Raw genomic sequence first — 26,521 nt, forward strand, 5'->3', positions numbered from 1 at the left:
TTCCATTAAAAAGGGGCATCCAAAAGGATACCCGGATTCTTAGCTTGCCTTTTCAAAATTATTTTTGTCGTATATATTTATACCGGCTTCGTTTAACATCCATTCGATATGGACTCCATACCCACTTGTAGGATCATTAACGAATACATGTGTGACTGCACCGATTAATTTCCCATTTTGTATGATAGGACTGCCGCTCATACCTTGAACGATCCCACCTGTTTTTTGCAGCAATTCTTTATCCGTCACTTTTATGACCATACCTTTAATTGCAGGAAACTTCTGTGGTATGGAACTGACGATTTCGACATCGAATTCCTCCACTTTAGAACCGTCCACCACTGTAAGGATTTTTGCTGGTCCTTCCTTTACCTCATGGGAAAGGGTGATGGGGAGTGGCTTGTCGTTAATTCCATTTTTATAATCTTGATTTAATTTCCCAAAAATTCCAAAGGGACTATTGCGATTGATATTTCCTATTTTTTCTTTATTAGAAGAAAAGCGTGCCAATTTTTCTCCGGGATCACCATTGCTTCCTTTTTCGATGGATGTGACCGTCGATTGAACAATCTGTCCGTCCTTAACAACAATCGGCTTTTTTGTGTCCATATCGGATATGACATGTCCCAACGCCCCATATTTTTTTGAATCCGGGTGATAAAACGTCATCGTTCCGATACCAGCTGCCGAATCACGGATATACAAACCTAATTTGTAAGTTCCTTCATTCTTATCTTTTAGAGGTAATAGGGTACTGTGGAGCACTTCATTATCACGGTTAATGACAAGATTCAACGCCTCACCCTTTTCACCTGCCTGCTGAACAAAAGGGGTTACATCCCCCATCTTCTTTATCGTCTGACCATTGATTTCTGTAATAATATCACCGATTTCAATTTTCGCTTTTTCTCCCGGTGATTTTTTCCCCTGCGCAGTATCAATAAGATGATGACCTACTACGAGCACCCCAAGAGTATTAAGCTTTACTCCAATGGATTGGCCACCAGGCATGACCTTAAAATCTTTTAACACCCTGATGTCGACCTTTTTGGCAGGCAAGCCTGCTACATCCAGTAACACTTCATTCGTACCCGGTTTCTCAGCACCAAGTGTAATCGAGGCTTGTTCATCATGAAGCGAAATTCCATCACTGGATCTCGAAGTTTTTGCAGAAACAGGCAATGACTTGGAAATACTATATTGACTTCCTTCAAATAGTACAAGATGATTTGGAATTAAAAAATATTCACGAGATGGCTGGTATAACCCTAATGTTAATAGCGAAACAAGGAGAATTCCACCGATGATTCTGTTTATCCATATAAATTTCAATCCATTCACTCTCCTCGCTCTCTGAAACTTAATGGCTACACCTTTAATTTAGCCCTCATGACAGTCATTTATAACAGGTGCAAAAAATAAAAGCTATCCGTTTTTGGATAGCTTTACAATGAATGCTTATGATTAGTTTAATTAATCTACTTACCGGCCCTTCAAGTTGTTATCTTCAGCCTTTTGGCAAGCTGGATTAATTCATTTGCATGTTGTTTAGTCAAATCCGTTATCTCTACTCCTGAAATCATCCTGCCAATTTCTTTTATTTTTTCAGTTTCAATTAACGGCTTTACCGAGGTATTCGTGCGTCCGGCCCTTACATTTTTCGCTATGAAAAGGTGAGTATCCGCCATAGCTGCCACCTGTGGCAAATGGGATATGCACAGTACTTGTGATCCAGTTGCCACTTTATAGATCTTTTCTGCAATGGATTGCGCAACCCGTCCGCTCACACCTGTATCCACTTCATCAAAGATAATGGACGTTATGCCTTGGTGCTTGGAGAATATGCTTTTCAATGCAAGCATGATCCTCGACAGTTCACCACCAGATGCGATTTTAGATAGAGGTTTTAATGGTTCACCTGGATTGGTGGAAATATAAAATTCCATTGAATCCAGCCCTGACTGATTGATGCCCCTATCTGACAATTCATCGAAAGTATAGGCCGTTTGAAGGAAATGTGGTTCGAAAATTGTCTTTTCCATGTATAAATCTTTTAATTCCTGATGAATCTTTTTTGTTAGCTGCTGAGCGAATTTCTGGCGAAGTTCAGACAGGTTCTTTGCTTCGACAATTAAATCTGCCTTGATGGATTTCATTTCCTTTTCAAGCTTCGCTATATGGGTTTCCCTATTTTGAAGTTTTTCGACTTCTTCTTCAATAGCGGCCCCATATTCCAGGATTTCCTCGATGGTCCGCCCGTATTTACGCTTTAATTGATTTATTTCATTAAGGCGACTTTCAATGAATTCCACCCGTTCTGTATCATAATCCAAAGAGTCTAATTGGTCACGGATGTTAGACACAGCCTCTTCAAGCAGGAAGTAGCTATTTGAAACGGTTTCAGAGCTGTTCTTTAAACCTTCATCAAGCCCTGCCGCTTCCTCCAAATTATTCATGGCTACGGAAAGCCAATCAATTGCATGCTGCTCACCATTTAAAGCATTATAACTGGTTTGCAGCGCTTCATGGATTTTTTCAAAATTATTAATTTTCTTCCGCTCTTCCATCAATTCCTCATCTTCGCGTAATTTCAAATCAGCTTTTTGGATTTCATCGAATTGAAATTGGATCAAATCAAGGCGGTGGACCATTTGCTGTTCATTTTGGCTCAAACCATTCAATTGTTTAGAAGCGGTTTCATAACGTTTATATAGCTTTTGGTATTCAGTGAGTGCAGATGCGATCTTTTCACCGCCGAATTGATCGAGCAGTGGAAGATGGAGTCGTTCGTCCATTAATTCCTGATGTTCATGCTGGCCATGGATATCTATCAACGTCCGTCCTATCTCACGTAAGATGGCAATCGTTACAAGCTTTCCGTTTACCCTGCAAACGCTTTTGCCGCTCAGTGAGATATCCCTTCGAAGTATCGCCATCCCATCATTCATATCGATGCCAAACTCTTCCGCTTTGGCAAAGACGGGGTGTTTTTCATCTTCAATTTGGAATAATCCTTCTATTTCAGCCTTCGACTCACCATGCCGAATGAACTCTGCAGAACCACGTCCCCCCACCAAAAGATGAACGGCATCTATTATGATTGACTTCCCTGCCCCTGTTTCTCCTGTCAAGACCGTCAAGCCTTTCTCAAATGAAACGGACAGGCTGTCTATGATCGCAAAATTCCTAATCGATAGTTCTGTTAACAAACTAGGTCACCTCACAACATTATTAGAGCATGTCCAAGAATTTGCCGGAAATGATCTTTGCATCTTCCTCAGAACGGCAGATAATTAAACAAGTATCGTCGCCGCCGATCGTTCCGAGTATTTCTTGCCAATTTAAATTATCAATCAATGCACAGATTGCCTGGGCATTACCTGGAAGCATCTTCATAACCAGTAAATTGTTGGCAGAGTCAATGCGTACAAATGCATCGACAAGGATTCTCTTTAATTTTTGAAGTGGATTGAAACGTTGGTCGGCCGGCAGACTGTATTTATATCTTCCATCCGTTAAAGGCACTTTTACAAGGTGAAGCTCTTTAATATCCCTAGAAACAGTGGCTTGAGTTACATTGTATCCAGCTAATTTCAATTCTTCAACTAACTCATCCTGGGTTTCGATATCATTATTCGTTATAATGTCCCTTATTTTTATATGTCGTTGTCCTTTATTCATAAGTAGAAGCACCTCTTCTCAACTGTTGCTCATTTAATGGTAATGGTTCACTTTCATTTCTTACTTAAGCAGTCTGTCCCAATATGGGATTGCTTCAATCATCAGTACGTGCAAATAGGCCGCTTTTGAAAGTGGCTAATATTAATGTTATCGGATTTTTATGCAATTGTACAACTTTTTTCTCTAAAAATGAATATAAGTCTATTATTTGCACTTACCTATTTTATGTATCCATCGATAAATGATTCAAGTACACGATGCACAATGTATAGTTAAAAAGCTCCTTTAGCCAACCATTCAGCCAAAGGAGCCCATACAAAGTTCTAACTATTCTTTTTTAAATTGGGCATGGGCCTCTCCAACGATGTCATCAACCGTTTTCGAAAGCAATATCGTTCCCACTTCCTTTGAGCCTTGCCAATGTAAATGAAGTAAAAATTCAATATTTCCATCACCGCCGGTAATCGGCGAGAAAGAGGCATCCTTAATATCATAGCCTTCCTTTAAAGAAAAAGAAATGATCTTATCTAACACTTGTTTATGGATTTTGGGATCACGAACAATCCCCTTTTTCCCCACTTGATCCTTACCAGCTTCGAATTGCGGTTTAACCAAGGCAACGACATCACTATTCGGGACGAGCAAGGTCTTTAGCACCGGTAAAATTAACGTAAGCGAGATGAAAGAAACATCAATGCTTGCAAAGTTTGGCATCTCCCCATCGAGATCGGCGGGTGTAACATAACGGAAATTGGTCCGTTCCATTACTTTTACCCGCTCATCCTGCCTAAGCTTCCAGGCAAGCTGATTATAGCCGACATCAAGCGCATAAGACATTATGGCGCCATTTTGCAAAGCACAATCCGTGAACCCACCAGTTGATGAACCTATATCAAGCAGTATTTTTCCATTCACTTGTAAATCGAATTCCCTTAATGCCTTCTCAAGTTTAAGACCGCCTCTTGAAACATAGGGCATGACTTTTCCTTTGATCGTAAATTCGAGATCGACCGGTACTTTTTCCCCCGGTTTTTCGTACCTTTCTTCATTCGCGTAGACAAGACCTGCCATAACCATACGCTTCGCTTTTTCACGTGTATCGGCCAGGCCTTGTTCTACAAGTAATACATCTACTCTTTCTTTCATCACTTTCATATTGTCAGGCCCTTTTTTCTTTTTTGGGTGTTATCATTTTAATCTTTTTGATGGCTGTCTCAGTCGTTAAACCGATTTCTTCAAGAAGTTCATCGACACTTCCATGTTCAATGAAATAATCAGGTATTCCCATTCGATCTATAATTGCCCCATAAAATCCTTGATCATGGGCATATTCAAGTACAGAGCTACCAAAACCACCTTGAAGTACCGCTTCTTCTATTGTCAAGATTGGCATTTTTTCACCAAGGAGACTGCTTAACATGTTCTCATCCAAAGGCTTAATGAACCGGGCATTGATCACCTTAACTGAATAATCCTCTTTCTCCAGCAGTTCTGCCGCTTCAAGAGCCATGGGAATCGTTGTTCCGAACGTTAAGATCGCAGCATCCGTTCCTTCTTTAAGAACTTCCCACGAACCGATTGGAATCTGCTTTAATTCGGTATCCATCACAACTCCCCAACCATTCCCACGAGGGAAACGCATAGCAATCGGACCATCATTATATTTTAAGGCTGTATTGACCATATGCTGACCTTCGTTTTCATCCTTAGGCATCATCAACACCATATTCGGAACATGGCGTAAGAATGCAATATCGAAAACGCCTTGATGCGTTTCACCATCGGAACCAACCAATCCGGCACGATCGATCCCTATGAATACGTTCAAATTTTGACGGCAGATATCATGAACGACCTGGTCATAAGCTCTTTGCAGGAAGGTTGAATAAATAGCCAGGAAAGGTTTCATTTTTTGCGTTGCCAATCCTGCAGCAAAAGTTGCAGCATGCTGCTCGGCAATCCCTACATCATAGAAACGCTCTGGGAACTCTTGAGAAAAGCCCACCAACTTCGATCCTACGGGCATTGCAGGTGTAATCGCGACAATCCGCTCATCGTCACGAGCCAGCCTGCTGACAGTATCACTTACAAGAGCGCTCCAAGCAGGACCTTTACTAGGGGATTTCACAAAATCGCCAGTCTCGATCTTATATGGACCTGTCCCATGCCAGTTCCCTGTTGTATCCAATTCGGCAGGTGAATATCCTTTGCCCTTTTTGGTGATGACATGCAACAGTACAGGTCCCTTCGTTTTCTTGGCATATCTTAAATTCTCCAGCAATTCTTCATAATTATGACCATCTACCGGTCCAAGGTATGTGAAACCAAGCTCTTCGAAAAAGATTCCTGATACCAATAAGTACTTCATGCTATCCTTCAAGCGTTCAGCTGTAGCTGCAAGTTTACCACCGACTGCAGGTATTTTTTTCAAAAGCAGCTCCAATTCATCTTTTGCCCAGTTATATTTACCTGCTGTCCGCAATCTTCCCAATATCGTGTGTAAAGCACCTACGTTAGGGGCTATGGACATTTCATTATCATTCAGGATAACGATCATGTCCTTTTTTTCATCACCGATATGGTTCAACGCTTCAAGCGCCATTCCGCCTGTTAGTGCACCGTCCCCGATTACAGGCAGAATAAAACTGCTTTCACCTTTGATATCACGGGCAGCCGCCATTCCCATTGCAGCTGAAAGGGAAGTCGAACTGTGACCTGTTTCCCAAACATCATGGGGGCTTTCAATCATTTTCGGAAAACCGCAAAGACCTTTATATTTCTTTAAGGTGTCGAACTCTCCTGCTCTGCCAGTCAGGATTTTATGGACATAGGATTGATGCCCGACATCCCATAAAATTTTATCATTCGGACTGTCGAATTCTTTATGCAAGGCTATAGTCAACTCGACGACACCTAAATTGGGCCCAATATGCCCACCCGTCACCGATAATTTTTCCACAAGAAATTTACGTACTTCCACACTTAACTCAACAAGTTCTTCATTATTCATCTTCTTCAAAAAAGAAGGGTCTTTTATAGATAGAAGATCCAAACAGGACCACTCACTTTCTGTAATTTTCGGTTGTAAGCATAAACAAAGCCTCATTAAAGAGGAATGGATGACTAGACCGAAAAATTGGTTTTAAGTTAAAAAATAGCCGCCAACACCCAGGTGATTTCGGCGGCTTATCATACCTATTTTATCACGTATCTCAATAAAAAAATTCATTTTGATTTTCACATATTTTTGCACAATGAGTATACCATAAAACCTCAATTGATAACAAATTTAGCCACAATCAATGATTACGGTTCGCTATTAAATCAGTTAGATCGTTCAACAAACCAGTTTGTAAGGTTGTTTTTCCTAAAGCGGCATGGGCAAGTTCTATATGATGTTCCAACTTTTCCTTTGCCCCTTGAAGCGTAAGTAAAGATGGATATGTACTTTTATGATTCCCCACATCACTGCCAACCGGCTTGCCGATCAACTCGACCGACCCTTCAATATCCAGGATATCATCGCGAATTTGAAAAGCAAGCCCCAGGTGGTATGCAAAGTCACGTAAATGCAGTTGCTGTTCTTCATTCGCCCCGGCTAATATAGCACCGGAAAGGATGCTTGCAGTCAATAACTTCCCTGTTTTATGTTCATGTATATACTCCAATTCCTGAAGGGTCAACTGTTTATTTTCACCTTCCATATCCGCAACTTGACCTCCAACCATTCCTTCGGCTCCGGCAGAATTCGCAATTTCACTTACCAGGTTCAGCTTCATTTCAGCCGTCACCTCGGGATCGATCATATCCGTCACCAATTGAAAGCTATATGTAAGAAGCGCATCACCCGCCAGTATTGCTACCGCTTCACCGAACACTTTATGGTTCGTCGGTTTTCCGCGGCGGAGATCATCATCATCCATCGCCGGAAGATCATCATGAATCAAAGAATATGTATGAATCATTTCAATGGCAGCCGCTGCAGGAATCCCCATCCTCAAGTTTTTTCCAAAGGCCTCCAGAACGGCAAAGACCAATAACGGGCGAATCCGTTTACCTCCTGCCTCCAGTGAATAGACCATGGCTTCTTTGACCACTGCCGGAGCTTTAAGTTTATTGACATATTCCACGATTTCCCGTTCTATAATCGCCTTATATTCTTTAGAAAACATTTCAAAGGACTCTGTACCCATGTCATTCTTCCTCCTGTACAGCGAAGTTTTCAAGTTCCCCATCTTCGCGTAAAATTTGAGTCAACTGATCTTCAACTGCCTTAAGCTTTGAATGGCAAAGCCTTGATAAATCCATTCCTTGTTTATATATGGAGATGGCTTCTTCCAAGGGTACATCGCCTTCTTCCAACTGCTCTACAATTTTTTCGAGATTCTCCATCGCTTCTTCAAATGTAGCTTCCTGTTTTTTTGTCATGGTTCAATCCGCTCCTTTATTTCTTTAATTTCACATTCAAGTGTTCCATCTTTTATCGAAACCGCTATCTTATCCCCTTTGGATACTTGCTGTGTACTTTTCACTAATGTCTCATCCTCAGCAAAAACCAATCCATAACCCCGTTCCATGATTTTTAGTGGACTTAGGGCAGATAAAGTGGCAGTTATATGGACGAACTGCTGTGATTTTTGCCGATAGATGGCTTCCATGGCCCTACGTAAAACCTTTGCATGCTGCTGTAATTCATCTTTCGCATTTTGCACAGCTTGTTCAGGATGCTGCTTTTTCAGAATATCGTTCAGCTGATTAAGCTCATCTCTCTTTTTCATGAAATACCGGGTGCTGGTCCTTCCTAGCCTGTCCATCGTCTTGTCTAGCTGTTCCAGCTTCTGTTCATACATTTTATGTGGATAACGGAAGGCATAAGACCTCTCCATCCTGGTCAACCGGGTTCGTTCAAAATTCACCGCTTCTTGAATGGAGCGGGTCAATCGGTTCTTGCGGTTCATCAGGCGTTCGAGTATTTCATTCAAGTGAGGAACCGCTAACTCTGCTGCACCAGTCGGTGTAGGAGCACGCATATCGGCGACAAAATCAGCAATTGTAAAGTCGGTTTCGTGACCTACAGCAGAAATTACCGGTATATCGGAATCATAAATCGATTCAGCCACAATCTCCTCATTAAACGCCCATAGTTCCTCGATCGATCCACCGCCTCTTCCGACAATGAGAACATCGCTTTCCGCCCTTGCGTTAGCCATGGAAATTGCCTTGGCAATCGATTTAGCTGCATTATTCCCTTGTACAAGGGCTGGATAAACGATGATCCTGGCAATTGGATATCTCCGCTTGATGGTTATCAGGATATCCCTTAATGCCGCTCCGGTCGGCGATGTTATGACACCTACAGACTTAGGGTACTGCGGGATCGGCTTCTTGTGTTCGGCCAAAAACAAACCTGCCGCCTCCAGCTTTTTCTTCAGCTGTTCATAGGCAAGATACAAATCCCCCACACCATCAGGGGCCATGCTTTTCACATAAAGCTGATACTGTCCTCCTGCTTCATATAATGATATATCACCCTTAACAAGTACCTTCATGCCATTTTCGGGCAGGAATTTCATCCCTTTATTATTGGCGGCAAACATAACGGAGAGGAGTCGGGCTTTCTCATCCTTTAAAGTAAAATACATATGTCCGCTTGTATGTTGTTTGAAATTCGAAATTTCACCTTTTATGTATACATTTTGCAAATGGGGGTCGGCATCGAACTTCCTTTTGATGTACTTCGTTAAAGCCGACACACTCAAATATTGTTGGTTGCTCATATCATGTCTCCTTCCGATGGAAATCGGATATAAAGAAAACCGCTATAGATTACACTTGAAACTTGATCAATCCATGAATGGAAAAAAGCGGTCTCCCGTTATTATAAAACAAGAGGTCCGCTTCTTTAAAATAATTTAACGTTTTTTCAGCTTTTTATTGCTTGCTCGTACTGTTCATGTGCTTTTTGAGCAGATTTGACCGTATTCTTCATAAGCATCGTAATCGTCATTGGACCAACGCCTTTAGGAACAGGTGTAATGTATGAAGCCTTATTTTTCACTTCATCAAACGCCACATCACCGCAAAGCTTCCCTTCATCATTCCTGTTCATTCCGACGTCAATGACGACTGCGCCTTCTTTAATATGGTCACTCGTAATCGTGTCCCTCTTTCCGACAGCTGCCACAACGACATCGGCTTGCTTTGTATAATAGGCAAGATCCTTTGTCCGTGAATGACAGTATGTAACGGTTGCATTTGCATTTAAAAATAATTGTCCGGCTGGTTTTCCGACGATATTACTTCTCCCTACGATGACAACATGCTTACCTTCAAGGTCATAGTCGATATACTCAAGCATCACCATGACGCCGTATGGAGTACAAGGTAAAAAGGTATCTTGCCCTGTCATCATCCGCCCAATATTAATCGGGTGGAATCCATCAACATCCTTTTCAGGCGAAATCGCTTCAATGATCGCTTTTTCCTGAATATGTCCAGGCAATGGCAGCTGCACCAATATACCATGAATGCTGTCATCCTGGTTTAATTCAGCAATGCTCTGAATTAATTCCTCCTGCGAGAGCTCCTCAGGCTTTTTAATCAATACGGAATGCATGCCCAAATCCTCACAGGCCTTTTGCTTATTGCGCACATAAGTTTGTGATGCTTGATTGTCACCCACCAGGATTACAGCCAAACCCGGAACGATATTTTTTTCACGTAATTGTTGAACTTCCTTACTGATGTCCTGCCTAACTGACTCTGCAATTTCTTTACCATTAATGATTTGAGCTGACATGTGTTTATTCCTCCCAAGTTAATTTCGCTAAAGAAATTGCTGCGAGAATCCTTGTTCAAGGCTGCAACTTTAGCTGCCGCTTTTCACCTTTACCTTGGATAAAACGGCATTTACAAAGCTGCTCGATTGATCATCACCGAATTTCTTAGCAATTTCAATAGCTTCATTCATTGCAACACTTACAGGAACATCTTCACTGTGAACCATTTCATAAACCGCGATCCGCAGTAAATTCCGATCAATGTTCGCCAGTCTTTCCAACGTCCAATTCTCTAAATTGTCCCTGATCATTCCATCAATTTGTTCTCGATTTTCCGTTATCCCCATTACTAATTTCCTGAAATATTCATCAGTTGGAGCACCATCCAATACGCTTTCCATTGCTTCTTCTGCATTCGAGTTGGCAATATCTATCTGATATAGTGCTTGAAGGGATTTTTCACGGGCTTCTCTTCTTTTCATAATCTTACTCCTTTAACATCTACTATTATATATGAAAATGCTAGAACAAACGAACATTAAATAACATTTTTTCAAAAATATTAAGATTTTCGCTATTTTTTTTAAAAAATCAAGCTAAATCCCACTAAATTCAAGGCCAAAAGGTTCAATATCTTGAATCAAGATAACATCTCAAGATTACTTTCCAATTAAACGGCCAACACAGTCCCATACTTTTTGAAAGTGTCAAAAAGCTCATGCCTAGCTTTCATGCTCATATTTCACCTTTTACACTCTAACAGAAATCACCCTTGAATTAAAGGGAAACTTCCAGACACCGCTTTATTATGTTCATTTAAATTTAATATTATAAGCAGGCTCCAAATTAGGGGTATCACGGAGTATACATTCAAAAAAACAAAAACCCGGCTTTTTGCCGGGTTTTTGCAGGTGTGAATCGAATGAACACTTACACTTCTTGTTCGTAATCCGCTTCTTGTTTAGCGTTTTCAAACGCAATGCCCACTACATGAATGTTCACTTCGCCAGCGTCGATAGCGGTCATATTCAACAAAGCTTCACGAATGTTATCTTGCACTTCCTGAGCAACTTTCGGAATTGAAACACCAAACTTCATGACACAATAAAGTTCGACTTTGATGGATTCTCCCGTTAAGTCCACTTTAACACCTTTACCGTGGTTCTTTTTACCAAGCTTTTCAACAACACCCGTAGCGAAATTCCCGCGCATATGTGCAACACCTTCAACTTCCGATGCAGCGATACCCGCAATAACCTCTATTACCTCAGGCGCAATCTCCACTTTGCCCAGCCCACTATTATAATCATTCATTTCCAGTAATTGGCCTTCCATTTCACTCATTCAAAAGCACCTCCTGTCTTCCTTTACATTATGAGTTCATTACATCATATATTTCAAGGAATTTGGTATTAAATTCCCCGGAAACAAATTGTTCATGTTGAAGTAACTTAATATGGAAAGGAATTGTGGTACTGATCCCTTCAATGACAAACTCACCTAAGGCGCGTTTCATCTTCTCGATCGCCTCTTCTCTAGTCGATGCATGGACGATCAATTTAGCGATCATGGAATCGTAATACGGCGGTATCGAGTACCCAGGGTATGCCGCGGAATCCACACGAACTCCGTAGCCGCCTGGCGGTAAATACATTTGAATCTTACCTGCGGAAGGCATGAAATTCTTTTCTGGATTTTCCGCATTTATCCGGCATTCGATAGACCATCCGTTAAAAGTGACATCTTCTTGTGAAAGCGATAGTTTGTTACCTGAAGCAACTTTGATCTGTTCTTTAATCAAATCCACGCCCGTTACCATTTCCGTAACTGGGTGTTCAACCTGGATACGTGTATTCATTTCCATAAAGTAGTATTTTCTATTCACATAGTCATAAATAAATTCTACTGTTCCGGCACCTGAATAGTTAACGGCAAGTGCAGCCGTTACTGCCGCCTGCCCCATTTCCGCACGTGTTTCACCATCCAACGCTGGTGACGGGGTTTCTTCAACAAGTTTTTGCAAACGTCGTTGGACCGTACAATCACGCTCACCTAAATGGATTGCGTTGCCATGATTATCTGCCATGACTTGTATTTCAACGTGACGGAAGTCCTCGATGAACTTTTCAATATACACGCCCGGATTCCCAAATGCCGTAGCGGCTTCCTGTTGCGTAATGTTAATGCCCTTGATGAGATCTTCTTCCGTCCTCGCAACGCGGATACCTTTACCGCCTCCGCCGGCAGTAGCTTTGATGATGACTGGATAGCCCATTTCATTAGCTAGGGCTACACCCTCATCCGTATCTTTAATTATTCCTTTGGAACCTGGAACGATCGGTACACCAGCTTTGCGCATGGTTTCCCTTGCTACGTCCTTTGTTCCCATTTTATTGATCGCTTCGGGGCTAGGACCGATGAAAATGATATTGCATTCACGGCATAGCTCAGCAAAGTCGGCATTTTCAGCTAGGAATCCATATCCTGGATGAATTGCATCAGATCCCGTTTTCTTGGCTGTGCTGATAATGTTCGTTGTATTCAAATAACTGTCTTTTGATAATTTAGGACCGATACAATATGCTTCATCTGCAATTTGAACATGCAATGCTTCTTTATCTGCTTCTGAATAGACTGCAACAGTCTCGATTCCTAATTCCTTGCATGCCCGGATGATTCGGACAGCAATTTCCCCGCGATTGGCAATTAATACCTTTTTAATCATTTAGAAACAGCTCCTCATTCCGGCTTTACTAAAAATAACGGTTGACCATATTCTACAAGCTGCCCTTCTTTTACAAGGACTTCAACGATTTCACCGCTTACTTCAGCTTCGATTTCATTGAAAAGTTTCATGGCTTCCACGATGCAGACGATGGAATCCCCCGTTACTTTATCACCTGTTTTTACGTATGCAGGTGAATCTGGTGCAGGAGATTGGTAGAATGTCCCTACCATCGGAGAAGTGATTTTATGTAAATTTTCCTGTTCGCTGACTGCAGCGGCAGGTTTTGCTGGTTCAACAGCTTTCGTCACTGCAGGAGCAGGGGCCGCTGCGGGCTTGACCTCTACAGCTGCATTGGCTTGAACAACATCTGGAGCAGCTACTGATTGTAATACTGTACCCGCTTCAGTTTTTTTCAATTTAAGTTTCGTTCCTTCATTTTCAAAAACGAATTCATTGATATTTGATTGATCGACTAGCTTAATAATTTCACGAATTTCTTGCACTTTCATTTTGTGGCACCCCTTGTCTAATTTAGTATGAATTTGTGTGAGGCAATAATATTTTATGTAACCATACCCTTAGCTTATCCTACTTTGTCCAATACTGCACAAAGTAGCCGCTTTCTTTATGAGAATGCGAATAAACTGAATACAAACCTCATCTGTATTATAACAGATATTTCACTTTCTCAAAATATTGTTTCCCGAAGAAAATTGAAAAGTTTATGACCAGCTTCTAACATCATACAATATTAGCTTATACAAATTCAATGATAGATTAGTTGTAACTTATTATCCATACTTCTATCTTACACCTTTATTATAATATTGTGAATATTTTTCAACTGGGGCACCTTAACGCCTTCTCTTGAATTTTGCCTTTAATTCCTAAAAAATCAGCAATAATATCCATTTATATTACTTTTCTAGAATATTACGGATGGTCATTATCACCATTTTTATTTGAGTTCCTTATGCCAATTGACATAAAAAAACTTTTCCTCTAAAATTTCCAGATTGTAAGATAGTTTAAAAAAATCATAATAAAAAAGCCTCCTTTTTTTTACTAAAGAGGCTTTCAAAATTTTATGAAGTTGAACTGTTCTGTATCAGCATTTTTTTCTGTATGTGTGTTTACTTTTCCGGTTGGAAATCGACCACAACATTTTGTGCATCGCTCACTTCTTTCCTTACAAGGCGAATAATGTTATTGGCCTCTGTTTTCGTTTGTTTATCGGCCTTGACACTCACCTTTACATCCGTACCGTCCACCCGGACCAGTGCGGCATTGTAATCCATGGCAACTATTAAGTTTTCGATGATATTTTCTTTTACTTTCGTTTCACTTAATTGTTCGATTTTTGCATAAGCCTCGTCTCTTTCTTCAGCTGATAGTTCTGTGTTGCCCATCTTTGCAGTCAATTCTTCATTCAGCTTCGCCCGTTCATCTTCGATCTGCATCCTTAACGATTCGAACTCATCTCCAGATGCAATGGTCACAGATGAACCTTCTGTATTTTTGGTCGTTTCTTTTTCACTTTTATTTTCCCCTTTTGTATCCGCTTTGTTCTCTGTTTTAGTTTCTGCTTTATTTTCTTGTTGCTCTGTTGCCGTCATATCGGCGGCATTTTCTTCAGGAGCGGTTAGATAATAGACTGAAAGCACAACGACCAAACTTAGCATAGTCAATAACCAAACGGTTTGTTTTTTTAATAACATGTAGATTTTCCCCCTTATTTTTTAGGCATGACAGAAACCCTGTGACTCGGTACATCAAGTGAGCGTGTGACAGCTTCGATGATCCACTTCTTTATTTGAATGTTTTCGGCCCCTTTAGCGACAACCAGGACTCCTCGTACACTAGGTTTTTTCGTTTCCGAAATGATCGGTCCTTCTTTTTCACCGCTCTTGACCAAAACTAGCTGTTCATCAACAGATGTGTCTTCGACCGTCCTTTTTCCGCCTTCCTGGTCGGTTTCTTCAGTGACTTGTTTTTGGGTGACTTTGTTTCTTTCATATACTTTTTTCTCGGATGCATCGACGTAGATCACGACTTTTACATCCTGGACGCCTGCGATGGATTCAAGCGCTTCCTTCATTTCATTTTGAAGATATATTTCATAGTCTTTTGTTGTCTTGAATTCTGATTTCTTCTGGCCGAATGTTTCAACATCCCCCTCATCACCCTGCTGTTTATCATTATTGAATACAGTCTTCACTTCAGGTGTTTGTCCAGTCTGGTTGGTGGTTAACAAATTCCCGGCCATCATGATTCCCGCTCCCAAAAGGACAACTATTAGAGCATAGACATACAGGGAAGGCTTTTTTTCCTTAGGCTCTTTTTGGTCAGGGTCTTTATTTAATAGTTTTTGCAGCCAGGATAATGGACCTTTGTCTTTGTTCAATACTCAGTCACTTCCTTTCCCCGGCGATTTCAATGATTTCTTCATCAACAGACCAACTTGTTGCCAGAAACCTTTTGACAGCATCCAGATTGGCATCATTCGAAGTGGATGATGGGCCATCTGCATTGATATCAACCTTCGCTACTGCCTCTATCTCCGAGTTTTCTTTCCCTTCTGCCTTTTCCAATGAGATGGTTATGTTCTGCAGATCATCAACACCCGGTTCTTCCTCATTCTTGACCCCTACATCAATTGAACTAATCTTCATGTTATAATCCACCATCAGCTCCTCTTCCACTTCTGCCTGTAAGTCAACAGCCATTTGTTTTAAAATATATGCACCCTGGGTAGCTTGTATTTCTTTTTTCTTCATTTCTGTCAAATTTCCTAAATCTTTTTTTTCCTGATCCTTAAATTCACTAGTAGCCGCAGTGAGAATATCGTCGAAATCCATATTGAATAATCCCAATATAGGAGTGATGATGATTGCAATCAGTAAAAGTCCGATGACCATTTTTGCATACTTCTGTAAAGCTGAATTGGGAAGAAGCATATCAATCACAGTAGCCAGCAATACAAAAATGATGATGTTGGATACCCAGCCAGCTAAAAAACTCACCAAGCCCTCCTCCTTTCTAACGAACCATCAGGGTAATGTTTCCAGAGGCGATAATGACCGTGACACTTAAAAAAAACATGAGTGAGACAATGGCCAATGCAGCGAAAATATAAATCATGCTTTTACTTATAATGTCAAGGCATTTTATTACAGGACCTCCGCCCAGCGGCTGTAAAAGACTCGCTGCCAATTTATATACAAAAGAAATCATCAAGATTTTTATGGCGGGAAATGTGGTAATGAGCAAGAGAATGATGACGCCTGACAAGCCAACAGTATTTTTTAAAAGAACGGAGGCACTGATGACCGTATCCGTTGCATCGGTAAACATGCGCCCTATTACCGGTATAAAGTTACCTGTCACGAATTTGGCTGTCCTGATGGTCACTCCGTCTGCTACAGCTGACGATGCTCCCTGAACGGAGATCACACCAAGGAATATGGTCATGAATGCTCCGAGGATACCGATGGCAAAATTACGGAGAAGTTGTGCCATCTGAGTCACTTTGTAATGTTCGGTCAGCGTGCTGACTATGCTTAAAATCGCTGCAAAGAATAATAACGGAAGGACGACAAACTGGATCAAGATGCCGCTTGTATTCATCAAAAACATCAATACCGGATGAAAGAATGCTGCCGATACAAGTCCGCCTGAAGCAGCTATCAATGCCAAGAGTAAGGGGATGAGCGCCATTAAAAAGGAAATCATCAAATCTATCGTATCTTTTGTATATTCCATCGCCACATGAAAACTGTTAAGTGCCAAAATGATCAGCACCATATAAACGATTGCATAAGCGACCTTACTTACGGAGCTTTGCTCGAACGCATTCTGCAAAGACTGGAGGAACATGCTGAAAACGGTTAATAAAATGAGTGATCCCAGCAGCTTTCCATTCACGAGCAGTTCATGAAAGATGAATTTTGTCATTCCCTTTATCCATTGGTCAAAGGAAAATTTCTTATCGCCGCTGACAAAATCCATGAAGCTCCCTTTCTGGCTTTCCGGTAAGAATCCTCCATATTCCGTAACGATGTCATCCCAATATTGTTTGAGCTCATCGACACCCAGCCTTTCTATTTGGGCTTGTACCAGTTCGGACTGCATGATCGGCTCTTGATCATTTTTGCTATTTTCTGGATTTTCGGCAGCTTGTCCAATAGATGCATGCAAAAAAAAGAGTAAAACGAATAGAATGGATAAGTAAGGCATCCGCTGCTTCATACATTCACCTCATTGACTAGTAGGAATAATCCGTTAACTTGGGAGCATCTGTAAAATCGTTTCGATAATGACCGTCAAAATCGGAATTGCCATGGCAAGGATCAAGATTTTTCCGCTCAATTCTATTTTGGAAGCTAGCGAGCCTTGCCCCGCATCTTTTGTAATTTGAGAAGCGAATTCTGCAATATAGGCAATTCCGATTATTTTTAAGATGGTCTCTAGATACACGGTATTTACATTCGCATTAACTGCAATTTTTTCTAACATCAAAATGATTTCGTATATTTTGTCAGCTAAAAAAAGAAAGATGGAGCACCCTGCAAAAACGACTAGCAGGAATGCGAAATTTGGTTTTTGCTCTTTGACGATCAGTGCCAAAAAGGTGGCAACTAGGGCAATGGCCACGATTTTTATGATTTCAATCGCGAATCCCTCCCTTACTGAAATAGAAATACAGATTTAATTTTTTGAAATAAATCCTCTACAACAGAAGCAACCATGAATAAAATATAGATAAATCCAAAAAGTGTCACCCACTGGGCATATTCCTTCTTCCCAACCTGATCGAGTATCGTGTGAAGAAATGCCACAACTAGCCCAACACCCGCTATTTTAAATATGATGTCCACATCAATGCCCATTTCCATTCCCCCCACATATTCCTACATCAGCAAGATGATCAATAATAGCCCTGTTAAAAAACCAAGACTTTTCATCATTTTTTCATATTTCCCCTGTCGGTCGAGTGCATCGCTCTCTTCCCGTTCCAAGTGTGCCATCGTTAGCATGATTTGCTTTTGCTGATGATATTTATCGCTTTTTCCAAGCGTCTCCCCAAACTGTGAAAGAATCTCGAATTCTCCCTGTTGTAAAGCAAGGGATTGCCATATTTTCTTTAAACTATCATCCCATGCTTCTTTGACGGTGGTCTCACCTGACTCGAGTCGATTTGCAAATGTATCGAAAAAGATGGATAAAGGTTTGGCCATCTGTTTAGAAAGTTTCCTTGCCGCTTCTTTCAAGGGTGTATGACCATACATGATTTCAGCTTCAAGCGATTGCATGGCGACTTTCAGCTGTCTGAGTTGACGAGGCCTCATACTTAATTTTTTCGCAGCTTCGAAACCTGCCCATGTCGTTGCAATAATAATTATCGCTGCTCCTATTATCTTAAACATGCGGGTTCACACCTTCTCCCAAGAAAATGGGAACCCCCGATGCATCAAGGACTTTGTAGCTCCGCTTACCGGATTTACTTCTCTGTAATTCTATAAAACGTTCAAAGATGTTTTGCTTTAATATTTCGGCGATAAAAGGTCGCTTCTTAACCTCATCCAGTGTATGGCCATGTGTGGTTATCATAAGTTTAATGCCTGCATTCACCGCTTCCAGCACAGCCTGTGTATCTGCTGCACGACCTATTTCATCCACGATCAATACATCCGGGGACATTGAACGGATCATCATCATCATCCCTTCCGCTTTAGGACATCCATCGAGCACATCAACCCTTGTTCCAAATTTGAGCTGCGGCACTCCGTGAACACATCCGGCAATTTCCGAGCGCTCGTCCACTATCCCCACCTTTTGAGGAGCGATGCCGCGTTTTTCATTACCACTGGATATCATTCTTGCAATATCACGTAATATGGTCGTTTTTCCCGTTTGCGGAGCACCGATCAACATAGTATGCTGCCATTCTTCGTCATACAAATATGAAGTGAGTGGTTCAGCTGCACCTATTTTTTCACGCGCAACCCGAATATTGAATGAGGATATATCCCTGATCGCTTTGACCGACCCATTTTCAAGGATCACCTTTCCAGCAAGCCCCACCCGATGTCCGCCCGCTATGGTTATATAACCTCGCTTTAATTCTTCCTCAAGTGTATATAACGAAAATTGACCTATTTGATTCAATAATTGATCTGCATCCAGATGGGTCACTTCATAGGAAAAGAAGTATGGTTCCCCTCCCACGATGACCTCAAGCGGCCTTCCAACCCGAATTCGCAGCTCTTCCATCCTATCGATCATCATCGGTGTCATACCCCGGAGTTGCTCGTTTAATTTTTTCGGTAAAAAAGAAAGAATCGTTTCCATTTTGACAATCCTCCTGTATACACCACTTTCAATAAAATATATGCCGACAAGCCCATAATGATGACAGGCTATTAAAGAAACAGACCGATTATTGATTTTTTATATCTTCCCGGTTCATAAAAAAAAAGACCGAGAAATTAATCTCGGTCTACAGTGTTTTTATTTTAGAAAGTTCAAGCTGCATCCCAGAAAATCCACTCCCATTCCGCCGACTGTCTGCCAAGCGTCTTGGTATCTCGGCTAGCCAGTTTTTCAGCAGGAGTGCCGAAGTCTTCTTTTCCAGGTAAGCATTTCCTCGATAGAACCCACAACAAACGGAGGCCGAGAAATTAATCTCGGCCTCCTTTCATTTATGCACGTGATACGTAAGATCCTTCATTAGTGTTGATCAATAATTTGTCACCCTGGTTGATGAAGAATGGAACTTGAACCGAAAGGCCCGTCTCAAGTACGGCTGATTTCGTGCCGCCTGAAGATGTATCTCCTTTAATTCCCGGCTCAGTCTCCGCCACTTCAAGTTCCACTGTGTTTGGAAGCTCGACCCCAAGTGTTTCCGATTGGAAAGTCATGATATGTACTTCCATATTTTCCTTAAGGAATTTAAGTTCACGTTCAATGCTTGAAGCAGGCAGTTCGATTTGGTCATACGTTTCGTTATCCATGAATACATGGCTATCTCCACTTGCATAAAGGTACTGCATCTTGCGGTTTTCAATATGTGCTTTAGCGACTTTTTCACCAGCACGGAATGTTTTCTCCTGGATTGAACCCGTACGAAGGTTACGAAGTTTAGAACGTACAAAAGCTGCACCTTTCCCAGGTTTAACATGTTGGAACTCGATAACCTGCCAAATTCCATTATCTACTTCAATTGTAACACCCGTGCGAAAATCGTTTACAGAAATCATAAATTTGTCCTCCTACATGTACATGTTTACAGAATGATTAACTCTTTGGTTGAATGAGTAAGTGCTTCGTTACCTTCAATTGTAACGATTGTATCATCTTCAATCCGCACTCCGCCTACACCCGGTAAGTAAATGCCCGGTTCAACGGTTACAGCCATACCTGGTTCTAAAATGATATCAGACCTTAAGGATAATGCTGGACCTTCATGAACTTCAAGACCGATTCCATGTCCGGTCGAATGACCAAAATACTGCCCATATCCCTTTTCTTCAATTAGATTACGAGTTAGTGCATCCGCTTCCCTGCCAGTCATACCAGGTTTGATCCCAGCCATTCCCCGCAGTTGAGCTTCCAAAACAATGTCATAAATATTAATAAGTTCTTCACTTGGCTTGCCAACTGCTAATGTCCGAGTGATGTCAGACACATATCCGTTATAGTATGCCCCGTAATCCAATGTGACAAAATCGCCATTTTCGATGATTTTATCCGTAGCCACTCCATGCGGAAGTGCGGACCTTATGCCGGATGCTACAATGATATCGAAGGAAGAAGAGGTTGCCCCTTGTTTCCTCATAAAGAATTCAAGTTCATTGGATACATCCAGTTCCGAGATCCCTGGACGCAGGAAATCCAGGATATGTGTAAACGCAGCATCAGCAATAGCAGCCGCTTCCTTTAATATCTTAATCTCTGATGAAGTCTTTATCAAGCGTAAATTCTCAATGACACCTGACACCGGCGAAAGTTGACCATCAATGGCCGCCTCGTATGCCTTATATGTAGCATAAGTCAGGTGCTCTTGCTCAAAGCCCAGCTTGCCGATATTCATCGCTTTAGCCTGCTTGCCTACTTCTTCGATGATGGTTCCTTTATGTTGAACGATCTCATAATCCGGTGCCTGCTTGCCCGCTTGTTCCACGTATCGGAAATCAGTGATGAATTTAGCTTCTTTTTGGGAAATAAGGACAACGCCTGCACTTCCCGTAAAATTGGTCATGAATCGGCGGTTATATGTACTGGTGATCAAAAAACCATCAATGCCCACCTTTTCCATTGAGGCCCTTAAGCGCATTAGTTTATTCATTTAATTTCTCCCCTTTGCAATCTTTGTGATCGCCTGCAACGCCAATTCATATCCGTGTATCCCCAAGCCGACAATCTGTCCCGCCGATACCGCTGCGGTCACTGATTCATGCCGAAAGCTTTCACGGGCATGTATGTTCGAAATATGCACTTCCACCACAGGAACATCAATTCCGGCTATTGCATCACGAATCGCATAGCTATAATGAGTAAAAGCTCCAGGATTAATAATAATCCCGTCGATCCCATAATCCTCTGACCAATGTAGCTTGTCGATAATCGCTCCTTCATGGTTTGTTTGAAAAGAGGTTAATTCCACATTTAACCCTTGAGCTTGCTGCATCAATTGTGCTTCCACATCCGCAAGCGTCGAGGATCCATAATGCGCAGGTTCCCGCTTCCCCAAGCGATTTAAATTCGGACCATTGATTAGTAAAATTTTTGTCATCATCAAACACCTGCTCATGTTAAAAGAATGCTTTCCATGAACATTCTATCATAATTACAAATTGTCTTACTACTTTTTTACAACCAATAAGCAATCAGCTTTCCGACTGCTTCTCGGCTTTGTTTTTTTGGCGCATATATTCCTGATGATCGTATGATATAGAAAACCCTATAAAAAGTCCGTATATAATAAAAATGCAGATACTTGTTATAACCGTATTTGCTGACATTTTAGAAAAGGTTGGCAAATCGACGAACATCGGTTTTAGGACAAATACCAGCAAAGCCCAGCAAACCACTCCTAAAAAAATACCCGTAAAAGTACTCTTCATCCTTTTAAAAAGACTATAGTATAAAAAAGCGATCCCCACGGATAGAATCCCGAATAAAATTATGGTCATTACCGTACCGAGCCACTGATCGATCCAAGTCATGTTGGACCATGAAGTTAGTATGAATTTTGGGCTGAAATCCATAAAATTAAAATAATGGGCACAGATACCGATAAAACTGGCTAAAGCCCCCCCAACAAAACCGACAGCAAGTACATTGTAGATTAACATGCTTTGATATCCCTGTTGAATTTGTCCATTTTCATTAGAAGACATATCAATCACCTCCGCTACGTAGTATGCCCTTTGTTAATTAGAACTATTTTTTTTTGTTCTTAGGAAGGAGAATCACTAGAGGTTTTGTGATTTATTCTGTATGATTAAATCATAAATAATCTACTTTTTTCAGAGGAAAATACCCATCCTCTGTGGAAGTTTATAATGTACACAGGATACTACCTTCCTGTGATTTAACATTCATAAAGTAATCGCAGGGTTAAAGCTTCCATTCAATTTTATTGGAACGCCTTTAAACCCTTGTGATGCTTGATAATAAACATGTTAGCACCCTTGAGAGAGCTACGTGAATAACTATTAGGTTGGTGTAGAAATGTCTGAGGTTCAAAAACCCGTTTATGGAGGGCAGGCTGTAGTGGAAGGCGTCATGTTCGGCGGCAAACATCACACAGTCACTGCGGTACGCCGCAAAGATTCAACGATTGTATATTATCATCTTCCGCGTGAATCGAAACCTGTTGTCAGCCGCTTAAAAAAAGTACCGTTTCTACGCGGTATCGTATCACTGATTCAGTCAAGTGCCACCGGCTCGAAACATCTAAACTTTTCAACTGAACAGTATGAAGAAGAAGACGGGGAAAAGCAGGAAGAAAAGAAAAAAGAAACGAAAGAATCTTCTAAAATAAGTGTTTGGCTGGGAGTTGCCGTAATCGGTGTTCTTTCCTTCCTATTCGGGAAGTTGCTTTTCACTTTGATTCCAGTCTTTCTTGCCGAATTGACAAGACCCAAATTCAGCGGCCATATGGCCCAGGTTTTAATGGAAAGCTTGTTCAAGTTGATATTATTGCTGGTATACATTTACGTAGTATCCATGACGCCTTTGATCAAGCGTGTCTTTCAGTATCACGGGGCAGAGCATAAGGTGATCAATTGCTTTGAAAGCGGAAAAGAATTGACCGTAGCAAATGTGCAGGCAAGTTCACGCCTTCATTATCGCTGCGGCAGCAGCTTCATTCTATTTACAGTCATTGTAGGCATGTTCGTCTATATGCTCGTTCCGACCGATCCATTATGGCTCCGTGTCGTGGATCGAGTATTGCTAATCCCCGTCGTGCTTGGCATAGCCTTCGAGGTACTGCAGTTGACCAACAAAGTAAGGGATATTCCCTTTCTTCGTTACCTCGGCTATCCCGGCCTTTGGCTTCAGTTATTGACAACCAAAGCCCCTACCGATGATCAAGTCGAAGTCGCATTAGCATCCTTTCAAGAACTGTTAAGGATGGAAAAAGAAACAGAAAAAAGTTTAGAATCCGATGTAATTGTGTAAAACATCTATACACATTTTGATTATGGAAAATCATATACTAACTATGGGAATGCTCTTTACTTTTTTTCAAATATTTTACATTAATGATGTTTAAAATAAGCTAAAAATGCTTATGATGCTCTTAAGGAGGTGTCTTTGTTGAAACGTTTCATATCTTTCATGATATACGGAATCATCGCCCTCGGAGTCCTCGGACTAATGAGCCGACTATTTAATGACCCGATTGGCTTTTTTAGAAACATTCTCATAATAGCCATTGTCGCAGGGATTATTTATATGATTTATACCGGATTAACAAAGGGAAAACCAGTTAAGAAAGAGCAGCAAGCATTCCGAAAGGCTGCCCGTCAATCGAAAAAAAGGCTAAAAAACCGAACTTCGAAAAAAGATAATGTGGCTAGCTTCTCTGCAGCAAAATCTTCAAAGAAAATAAAATGGAGAAAGAAAACGGATAGTCACTTAACCGTCATCGAAGGGAAAAAGAATAAAAAGAAAAATCGGGCTTCTTTTTAAGAGCCCGATTTTTTATTTACAATCAATAAGTCCATTTTTTAAGGAATTCTCTCGTGTACTGCCTGCCCAGATTCATCAATTCACCCTTTGTTTCATCATTCAGATTGAAATCCATTGCAGAAATTCCCTTCATCGGGATAAATACAATATTATGGACGTGTTTCTTGGAAATATACCTTGCATCATGGGCATCTTTCATCGTTTTGAATAATGCGGAGAACAATTCAACCGCATTATCGACCTCATGCGGTTTCCATATCTCATCGACACTTAGCCGCAAACCGATGACTGGCCTTTCCTTTCTTACATGATCGGAATTGAATAGCCACATTGGAAAATTGCTTAACACACCTCCATCTACAAAAAGGAACTTGCGTTTTCCGACATAAAGTTTGACTGGCTCAAAAAAATAAGGAATGCTACAACTCATTCTTACTGCCTTTGCCACTGGAAAAGTGCTCGGATCAATGCCATAGTTCGGTAAATCATCAGGCAGTACCACCAATTTCCCATTTGTAATGTCAGAGCTTATGATTCTGAGGGATTTCGGTCGAATATCCTTAAAGGTGACTACATTCCTTTCGGCAAGTTTACCGGCGACCCATGTCTCCAGTGCGTTGCCTTTATAAAGGCCAAGTTTCCAGTATAGAAGGATCCATTTGGCAAACGGGATAGGCAAAATACCACGCCTTTTGTCCAGCAGGGTGCTTAAATCTATATCAAGAAAAAGCTTTTCCAATTCTTCACCTGTGTACCCAGCTGCTACGAAAGCTGCAATTATGGATCCTGCACTTGTACCGGCTGTTCGATGGAATACAAATCCCCGTTCTTCTAATTCCTGCAGGGCTCCCACTAAACCATAGCCTTTAATCCCGCCTCCGGAAAAAACGCCGTCAATAATCATAGCTGCCCTCCCCTAATCCGGTCTTTACATTTCTAAGCAGGATTAGAGCGATTTATGACAGTTTTTAATAGAAAATTGCCTTGATTAGGTAAAATACTGAATTTCCGCTTTAGGGAAGAATTCCGCGATATACCCACGAATGGTCGTTTCCAGTTCTTCGGCTTCTTCTTTTTGATAAACATATTTACCAATTCCATATCGGCCCCATTTATATTTACGCTTTGTTTCGTCCAGTTCCAATTTTGTTTTCGGGTAGTTTTTTTGAATCACTTTTTTTGCTGGGCCAGTAAACCGATGCTGAATTAATTCGAAGGTCAAGTCAGGGATATCCACCCCATTCAAAGCCTCACTCAACCGTTCGAATAATTCATGGTAGCCCTCCTTCCATGCTTCATGACGATATATTGGAGCTACGATAAAACCGAGGGGATATCCTGCCCCTGCCACTTTACGTGCCGCTTCCATCCTTTCTTCGAAGCTCGAAGTTCCGGGCTCGAAATTCTTTATCACATAACGTGAATTTATACTGAAGCGAAATCTTGTTTTTCCATTATGTTCAGCATCCAACAGATGGTCGACATGATGAAATTTAGTTACGAATCTTAGAACCCCATATTCACTTTTCCCAAAATATTCTATAGCCCTTTTTAACGAATGTGTCAAATGGTCAATTCCGACGATATCCGATGTACAGGCTGCCTCAAAACGGGTAATTTCAGGCTTTCTCTCATTTATATATTTTTCGGCTGCTTCGAAAATCTCATCAAGATTCACATATGTCCTAATATATGGTTTTGATCCGAGTGTCGTCTGTAAATAACAATAGTGACAATGCCCCATACACCCTGTAGCAAGAGGTATGGCATATTCAGCAGATGGCTTTGAGGAATCGAATTTCAATGTTTTTCTGATTCCTACCACAAGCGTCGATTTGGCGACACGATATTTTTGCAGATCATTTTCTCCAGGTAGATCCCTAATTTGGTTATGCGATGTGGTCTCACGGATTTCAATGTTCAAATCTTCAAATTTCTTTTTTAATTCCCGGCCAAGCGGGTATTCCAGTGCCCTTGGCTCAATATATACTAACTGTGGCATAAATGGTTTCATTTCGATCTCCATTCTTTTATCGATTTGTTCATATTTTCAATCGAACTACACAATCTAATTCATAAGGATAGTTTTTCTTTATTCTGTTAGCCTCATGATTGTTTATACTTGGAAATT

Annotated in this window: 29 protein-coding genes; 2 read left to right on the plus strand and 27 right to left on the minus strand. The window is 41.1% G+C overall.

Features of this window, described 5'->3' with window-relative positions; all coding sequences use genetic code 11:
• Positions 1 to 39 precede the first annotated feature (39 nt).
• The 25 genes from spoIVB to N0M92_RS04695 form a co-directional block, all read right to left on the minus strand.
• On the minus strand, positions 40 to 1,332 hold the full coding sequence (gene spoIVB / locus N0M92_RS04575) for a SpoIVB peptidase (RefSeq protein WP_260284659.1): 1,293 nt from the start codon (positions 1,330 to 1,332) through the stop codon (positions 40 to 42).
• A 161-nt stretch (positions 1,333 to 1,493) separates the two neighbouring features.
• Positions 1,494 to 3,209 carry a DNA repair protein RecN gene (recN, locus tag N0M92_RS04580; RefSeq protein ID WP_260284660.1) on the minus strand — a complete coding sequence of 572 codons (1,716 nt, stop codon included), beginning with the start codon at positions 3,207 to 3,209 and terminating at the stop codon, positions 1,494 to 1,496.
• 22 nt (positions 3,210 to 3,231) lie between these two features.
• Positions 3,232 to 3,681: a transcriptional regulator AhrC/ArgR gene (ahrC, locus tag N0M92_RS04585; RefSeq protein ID WP_034308279.1), complete on the minus strand. Its 450-nt coding sequence runs from the start codon at positions 3,679 to 3,681 to the stop codon at positions 3,232 to 3,234.
• Between the two features lie 327 nt (positions 3,682 to 4,008).
• Complete coding sequence (locus tag N0M92_RS04590) at positions 4,009 to 4,836, minus strand: TlyA family RNA methyltransferase (RefSeq protein WP_260284661.1); 828 nt, start codon at positions 4,834 to 4,836, stop codon at positions 4,009 to 4,011.
• Between the two features lie 4 nt (positions 4,837 to 4,840).
• Positions 4,841 to 6,733, minus strand: a complete 1,893-nt coding sequence (dxs, locus tag N0M92_RS04595; protein ID WP_260284662.1) for a 1-deoxy-D-xylulose-5-phosphate synthase — start codon at positions 6,731 to 6,733, stop codon at positions 4,841 to 4,843.
• A 247-nt stretch (positions 6,734 to 6,980) separates the two neighbouring features.
• Positions 6,981 to 7,874 (minus strand): polyprenyl synthetase family protein, encoded by an 894-nt coding sequence (locus tag N0M92_RS04600; protein ID WP_260284663.1) that lies wholly within the window; start codon positions 7,872 to 7,874, stop codon positions 6,981 to 6,983.
• Position 7,875: 1 nt separating this feature from the next.
• Positions 7,876 to 8,109 carry an exodeoxyribonuclease VII small subunit gene (locus N0M92_RS04605; protein WP_034308286.1) on the minus strand — a complete coding sequence of 78 codons (234 nt, stop codon included), beginning with the start codon at positions 8,107 to 8,109 and terminating at the stop codon, positions 7,876 to 7,878.
• Positions 8,106 to 9,458 carry an exodeoxyribonuclease VII large subunit gene (xseA, locus tag N0M92_RS04610; protein WP_260284664.1) on the minus strand — a complete coding sequence of 451 codons (1,353 nt, stop codon included), beginning with the start codon at positions 9,456 to 9,458 and terminating at the stop codon, positions 8,106 to 8,108. The genes N0M92_RS04605 and xseA overlap by 4 nt, the downstream gene beginning before the upstream one ends.
• A 146-nt stretch (positions 9,459 to 9,604) precedes the next feature.
• Entirely contained in the window at positions 9,605 to 10,480 is an 876-nt protein-coding gene (folD, locus tag N0M92_RS04615; RefSeq protein WP_260284665.1) for a bifunctional methylenetetrahydrofolate dehydrogenase/methenyltetrahydrofolate cyclohydrolase FolD, read from the minus strand.
• Between the two features lie 69 nt (positions 10,481 to 10,549).
• A complete protein-coding gene (gene nusB, locus N0M92_RS04620; protein WP_098369841.1) occupies positions 10,550 to 10,942 on the minus strand; it encodes a transcription antitermination factor NusB in 393 nt (130 codons plus the stop codon).
• 448 nt (positions 10,943 to 11,390) lie between these two features.
• Positions 11,391 to 11,795, minus strand: a complete 405-nt coding sequence (locus N0M92_RS04625) for an Asp23/Gls24 family envelope stress response protein (RefSeq protein ID WP_222620245.1) — start codon at positions 11,793 to 11,795, stop codon at positions 11,391 to 11,393.
• A 37-nt stretch (positions 11,796 to 11,832) separates the two neighbouring features.
• Entirely contained in the window at positions 11,833 to 13,185 is a 1,353-nt protein-coding gene (accC, locus tag N0M92_RS04630; RefSeq protein ID WP_260284667.1) for an acetyl-CoA carboxylase biotin carboxylase subunit, read from the minus strand.
• A 14-nt stretch (positions 13,186 to 13,199) separates the two neighbouring features.
• On the minus strand, positions 13,200 to 13,697 hold the full coding sequence (gene accB / locus N0M92_RS04635) for an acetyl-CoA carboxylase biotin carboxyl carrier protein (RefSeq protein WP_260284668.1): 498 nt from the start codon (positions 13,695 to 13,697) through the stop codon (positions 13,200 to 13,202).
• Between the two features lie 624 nt (positions 13,698 to 14,321).
• Complete coding sequence (locus N0M92_RS04640) at positions 14,322 to 14,906, minus strand: SpoIIIAH-like family protein (RefSeq protein ID WP_192205459.1); 585 nt, start codon at positions 14,904 to 14,906, stop codon at positions 14,322 to 14,324.
• A 14-nt stretch (positions 14,907 to 14,920) separates the two neighbouring features.
• Positions 14,921 to 15,592 carry a stage III sporulation protein AG gene (gene spoIIIAG, locus N0M92_RS04645; protein ID WP_260284669.1) on the minus strand — a complete coding sequence of 224 codons (672 nt, stop codon included), beginning with the start codon at positions 15,590 to 15,592 and terminating at the stop codon, positions 14,921 to 14,923.
• Between the two features lie 7 nt (positions 15,593 to 15,599).
• Positions 15,600 to 16,211: a stage III sporulation protein AF gene (spoIIIAF, locus tag N0M92_RS04650; protein WP_260284670.1), complete on the minus strand. Its 612-nt coding sequence runs from the start codon at positions 16,209 to 16,211 to the stop codon at positions 15,600 to 15,602.
• Between the two features lie 16 nt (positions 16,212 to 16,227).
• Positions 16,228 to 17,436 carry a stage III sporulation protein AE gene (gene spoIIIAE, locus N0M92_RS04655; RefSeq protein WP_260284671.1) on the minus strand — a complete coding sequence of 403 codons (1,209 nt, stop codon included), beginning with the start codon at positions 17,434 to 17,436 and terminating at the stop codon, positions 16,228 to 16,230.
• A gap of 33 nt (positions 17,437 to 17,469) precedes the next feature.
• Positions 17,470 to 17,859: a stage III sporulation protein AD gene (spoIIIAD, locus tag N0M92_RS04660; protein WP_228467710.1), complete on the minus strand. Its 390-nt coding sequence runs from the start codon at positions 17,857 to 17,859 to the stop codon at positions 17,470 to 17,472.
• A 14-nt stretch (positions 17,860 to 17,873) separates the two neighbouring features.
• Positions 17,874 to 18,077: a stage III sporulation protein AC gene (gene spoIIIAC / locus N0M92_RS04665; RefSeq protein ID WP_034308319.1), complete on the minus strand. Its 204-nt coding sequence runs from the start codon at positions 18,075 to 18,077 to the stop codon at positions 17,874 to 17,876.
• A gap of 21 nt (positions 18,078 to 18,098) precedes the next feature.
• A complete protein-coding gene (gene spoIIIAB, locus N0M92_RS04670; protein ID WP_192205464.1) occupies positions 18,099 to 18,614 on the minus strand; it encodes a stage III sporulation protein SpoIIIAB in 516 nt (171 codons plus the stop codon).
• Positions 18,607 to 19,539 carry a stage III sporulation protein AA gene (spoIIIAA, locus tag N0M92_RS04675; RefSeq protein WP_260284672.1) on the minus strand — a complete coding sequence of 311 codons (933 nt, stop codon included), beginning with the start codon at positions 19,537 to 19,539 and terminating at the stop codon, positions 18,607 to 18,609. Before spoIIIAA ends, spoIIIAB begins: the two co-directional genes overlap by 8 nt.
• A gap of 350 nt (positions 19,540 to 19,889) precedes the next feature.
• On the minus strand, positions 19,890 to 20,447 hold the full coding sequence (efp, locus tag N0M92_RS04680) for an elongation factor P (RefSeq protein WP_192205468.1): 558 nt from the start codon (positions 20,445 to 20,447) through the stop codon (positions 19,890 to 19,892).
• 26 nt (positions 20,448 to 20,473) lie between these two features.
• Positions 20,474 to 21,535 (minus strand): M24 family metallopeptidase, encoded by a 1,062-nt coding sequence (locus N0M92_RS04685; RefSeq protein WP_260284673.1) that lies wholly within the window; start codon positions 21,533 to 21,535, stop codon positions 20,474 to 20,476.
• The gene (gene aroQ, locus N0M92_RS04690) at positions 21,536 to 21,982 is read right to left on the minus strand and encodes a type II 3-dehydroquinate dehydratase (RefSeq protein ID WP_260284837.1); all 447 of its coding nucleotides are present in this window, start codon (positions 21,980 to 21,982) and stop codon (positions 21,536 to 21,538) included.
• Between the two features lie 94 nt (positions 21,983 to 22,076).
• Positions 22,077 to 22,589 (minus strand): YqhR family membrane protein, encoded by a 513-nt coding sequence (locus N0M92_RS04695; RefSeq protein WP_260284674.1) that lies wholly within the window; start codon positions 22,587 to 22,589, stop codon positions 22,077 to 22,079.
• Between the two features lie 334 nt (positions 22,590 to 22,923).
• Here N0M92_RS04695 and N0M92_RS04700 point away from each other — a divergent pair, with 334 nt between their 5' ends.
• Positions 22,924 to 23,877, plus strand: a complete 954-nt coding sequence (locus N0M92_RS04700; RefSeq protein ID WP_260284675.1) for a DUF1385 domain-containing protein — start codon at positions 22,924 to 22,926, stop codon at positions 23,875 to 23,877.
• A gap of 138 nt (positions 23,878 to 24,015) precedes the next feature.
• On the plus strand, positions 24,016 to 24,390 hold the full coding sequence (locus N0M92_RS04705; RefSeq protein ID WP_081395494.1) for an SA1362 family protein: 375 nt from the start codon (positions 24,016 to 24,018) through the stop codon (positions 24,388 to 24,390).
• A 22-nt stretch (positions 24,391 to 24,412) separates the two neighbouring features.
• On the opposite strand, the gene N0M92_RS04710 is transcribed toward N0M92_RS04705, so the two are convergent.
• On the minus strand, positions 24,413 to 25,294 hold the full coding sequence (locus tag N0M92_RS04710; RefSeq protein ID WP_260284676.1) for a patatin-like phospholipase family protein: 882 nt from the start codon (positions 25,292 to 25,294) through the stop codon (positions 24,413 to 24,415).
• A gap of 84 nt (positions 25,295 to 25,378) precedes the next feature.
• Positions 25,379 to 26,404, minus strand: coding sequence for a spore photoproduct lyase (splB, locus tag N0M92_RS04715; RefSeq protein WP_260284677.1), 1,026 nt, complete (start codon positions 26,402 to 26,404; stop codon positions 25,379 to 25,381).
• Positions 26,405 to 26,521 lie beyond the last annotated feature (117 nt).

The sequence above is a fragment of the Peribacillus aracenensis genome (assembly GCF_025175645.1).
In the GTDB taxonomy this organism is placed as follows: domain Bacteria; phylum Bacillota; class Bacilli; order Bacillales; family DSM-1321; genus Peribacillus; species Peribacillus aracenensis.

What these genes read in the sequence shown, in the direction of transcription:
- ahrC (WP_034308279.1), bottom strand. Translation starts at nt 3,681, where the DNA reads ATGAATAAAGGACAACGACATATAAAAATAAGGGACATTATAACGAAT.
- N0M92_RS04590 (WP_260284661.1), bottom strand. Translation starts at nt 4,836, where the DNA reads ATGAAAGTGATGAAAGAAAGAGTAGATGTATTACTTGTAGAACAAGGC.
- N0M92_RS04600 (WP_260284663.1), bottom strand. Translation starts at nt 7,874, where the DNA reads ATGGGTACAGAGTCCTTTGAAATGTTTTCTAAAGAATATAAGGCGATT.
- N0M92_RS04605 (WP_034308286.1), bottom strand. Translation starts at nt 8,109, where the DNA reads ATGACAAAAAAACAGGAAGCTACATTTGAAGAAGCGATGGAGAATCTC.
- xseA (WP_260284664.1), bottom strand. Translation starts at nt 9,458, where the DNA reads ATGAGCAACCAACAATATTTGAGTGTGTCGGCTTTAACGAAGTACATC.
- folD (WP_260284665.1), bottom strand. Translation starts at nt 10,480, where the DNA reads ATGTCAGCTCAAATCATTAATGGTAAAGAAATTGCAGAGTCAGTTAGG.
- nusB (WP_098369841.1), bottom strand. Translation starts at nt 10,942, where the DNA reads ATGAAAAGAAGAGAAGCCCGTGAAAAATCCCTTCAAGCACTATATCAG.
- N0M92_RS04625 (WP_222620245.1), bottom strand. Translation starts at nt 11,795, where the DNA reads ATGGAAGGCCAATTACTGGAAATGAATGATTATAATAGTGGGCTGGGC.
- accC (WP_260284667.1), bottom strand. Translation starts at nt 13,185, where the DNA reads ATGATTAAAAAGGTATTAATTGCCAATCGCGGGGAAATTGCTGTCCGA.
- accB (WP_260284668.1), bottom strand. Translation starts at nt 13,697, where the DNA reads ATGAAAGTGCAAGAAATTCGTGAAATTATTAAGCTAGTCGATCAATCA.
- N0M92_RS04640 (WP_192205459.1), bottom strand. Translation starts at nt 14,906, where the DNA reads ATGTTATTAAAAAAACAAACCGTTTGGTTATTGACTATGCTAAGTTTG.
- spoIIIAE (WP_260284671.1), bottom strand. Translation starts at nt 17,436, where the DNA reads ATGAAGCAGCGGATGCCTTACTTATCCATTCTATTCGTTTTACTCTTT.
- spoIIIAC (WP_034308319.1), bottom strand. Translation starts at nt 18,077, where the DNA reads ATGGGCATTGATGTGGACATCATATTTAAAATAGCGGGTGTTGGGCTA.
- spoIIIAB (WP_192205464.1), bottom strand. Translation starts at nt 18,614, where the DNA reads ATGTTTAAGATAATAGGAGCAGCGATAATTATTATTGCAACGACATGG.
- spoIIIAA (WP_260284672.1), bottom strand. Translation starts at nt 19,539, where the DNA reads ATGGAAACGATTCTTTCTTTTTTACCGAAAAAATTAAACGAGCAACTC.
- efp (WP_192205468.1), bottom strand. Translation starts at nt 20,447, where the DNA reads ATGATTTCTGTAAACGATTTTCGCACGGGTGTTACAATTGAAGTAGAT.
- N0M92_RS04685 (WP_260284673.1), bottom strand. Translation starts at nt 21,535, where the DNA reads ATGAATAAACTAATGCGCTTAAGGGCCTCAATGGAAAAGGTGGGCATT.
- aroQ (WP_260284837.1), bottom strand. Translation starts at nt 21,982, where the DNA reads ATGACAAAAATTTTACTAATCAATGGTCCGAATTTAAATCGCTTGGGG.
- N0M92_RS04695 (WP_260284674.1), bottom strand. Translation starts at nt 22,589, where the DNA reads ATGTCTTCTAATGAAAATGGACAAATTCAACAGGGATATCAAAGCATG.
- N0M92_RS04700 (WP_260284675.1), top strand. Translation starts at nt 22,924, where the DNA reads ATGTCTGAGGTTCAAAAACCCGTTTATGGAGGGCAGGCTGTAGTGGAA.
- N0M92_RS04710 (WP_260284676.1), bottom strand. Translation starts at nt 25,294, where the DNA reads ATGATTATTGACGGCGTTTTTTCCGGAGGCGGGATTAAAGGCTATGGT.
- splB (WP_260284677.1), bottom strand. Translation starts at nt 26,404, where the DNA reads ATGAAACCATTTATGCCACAGTTAGTATATATTGAGCCAAGGGCACTG.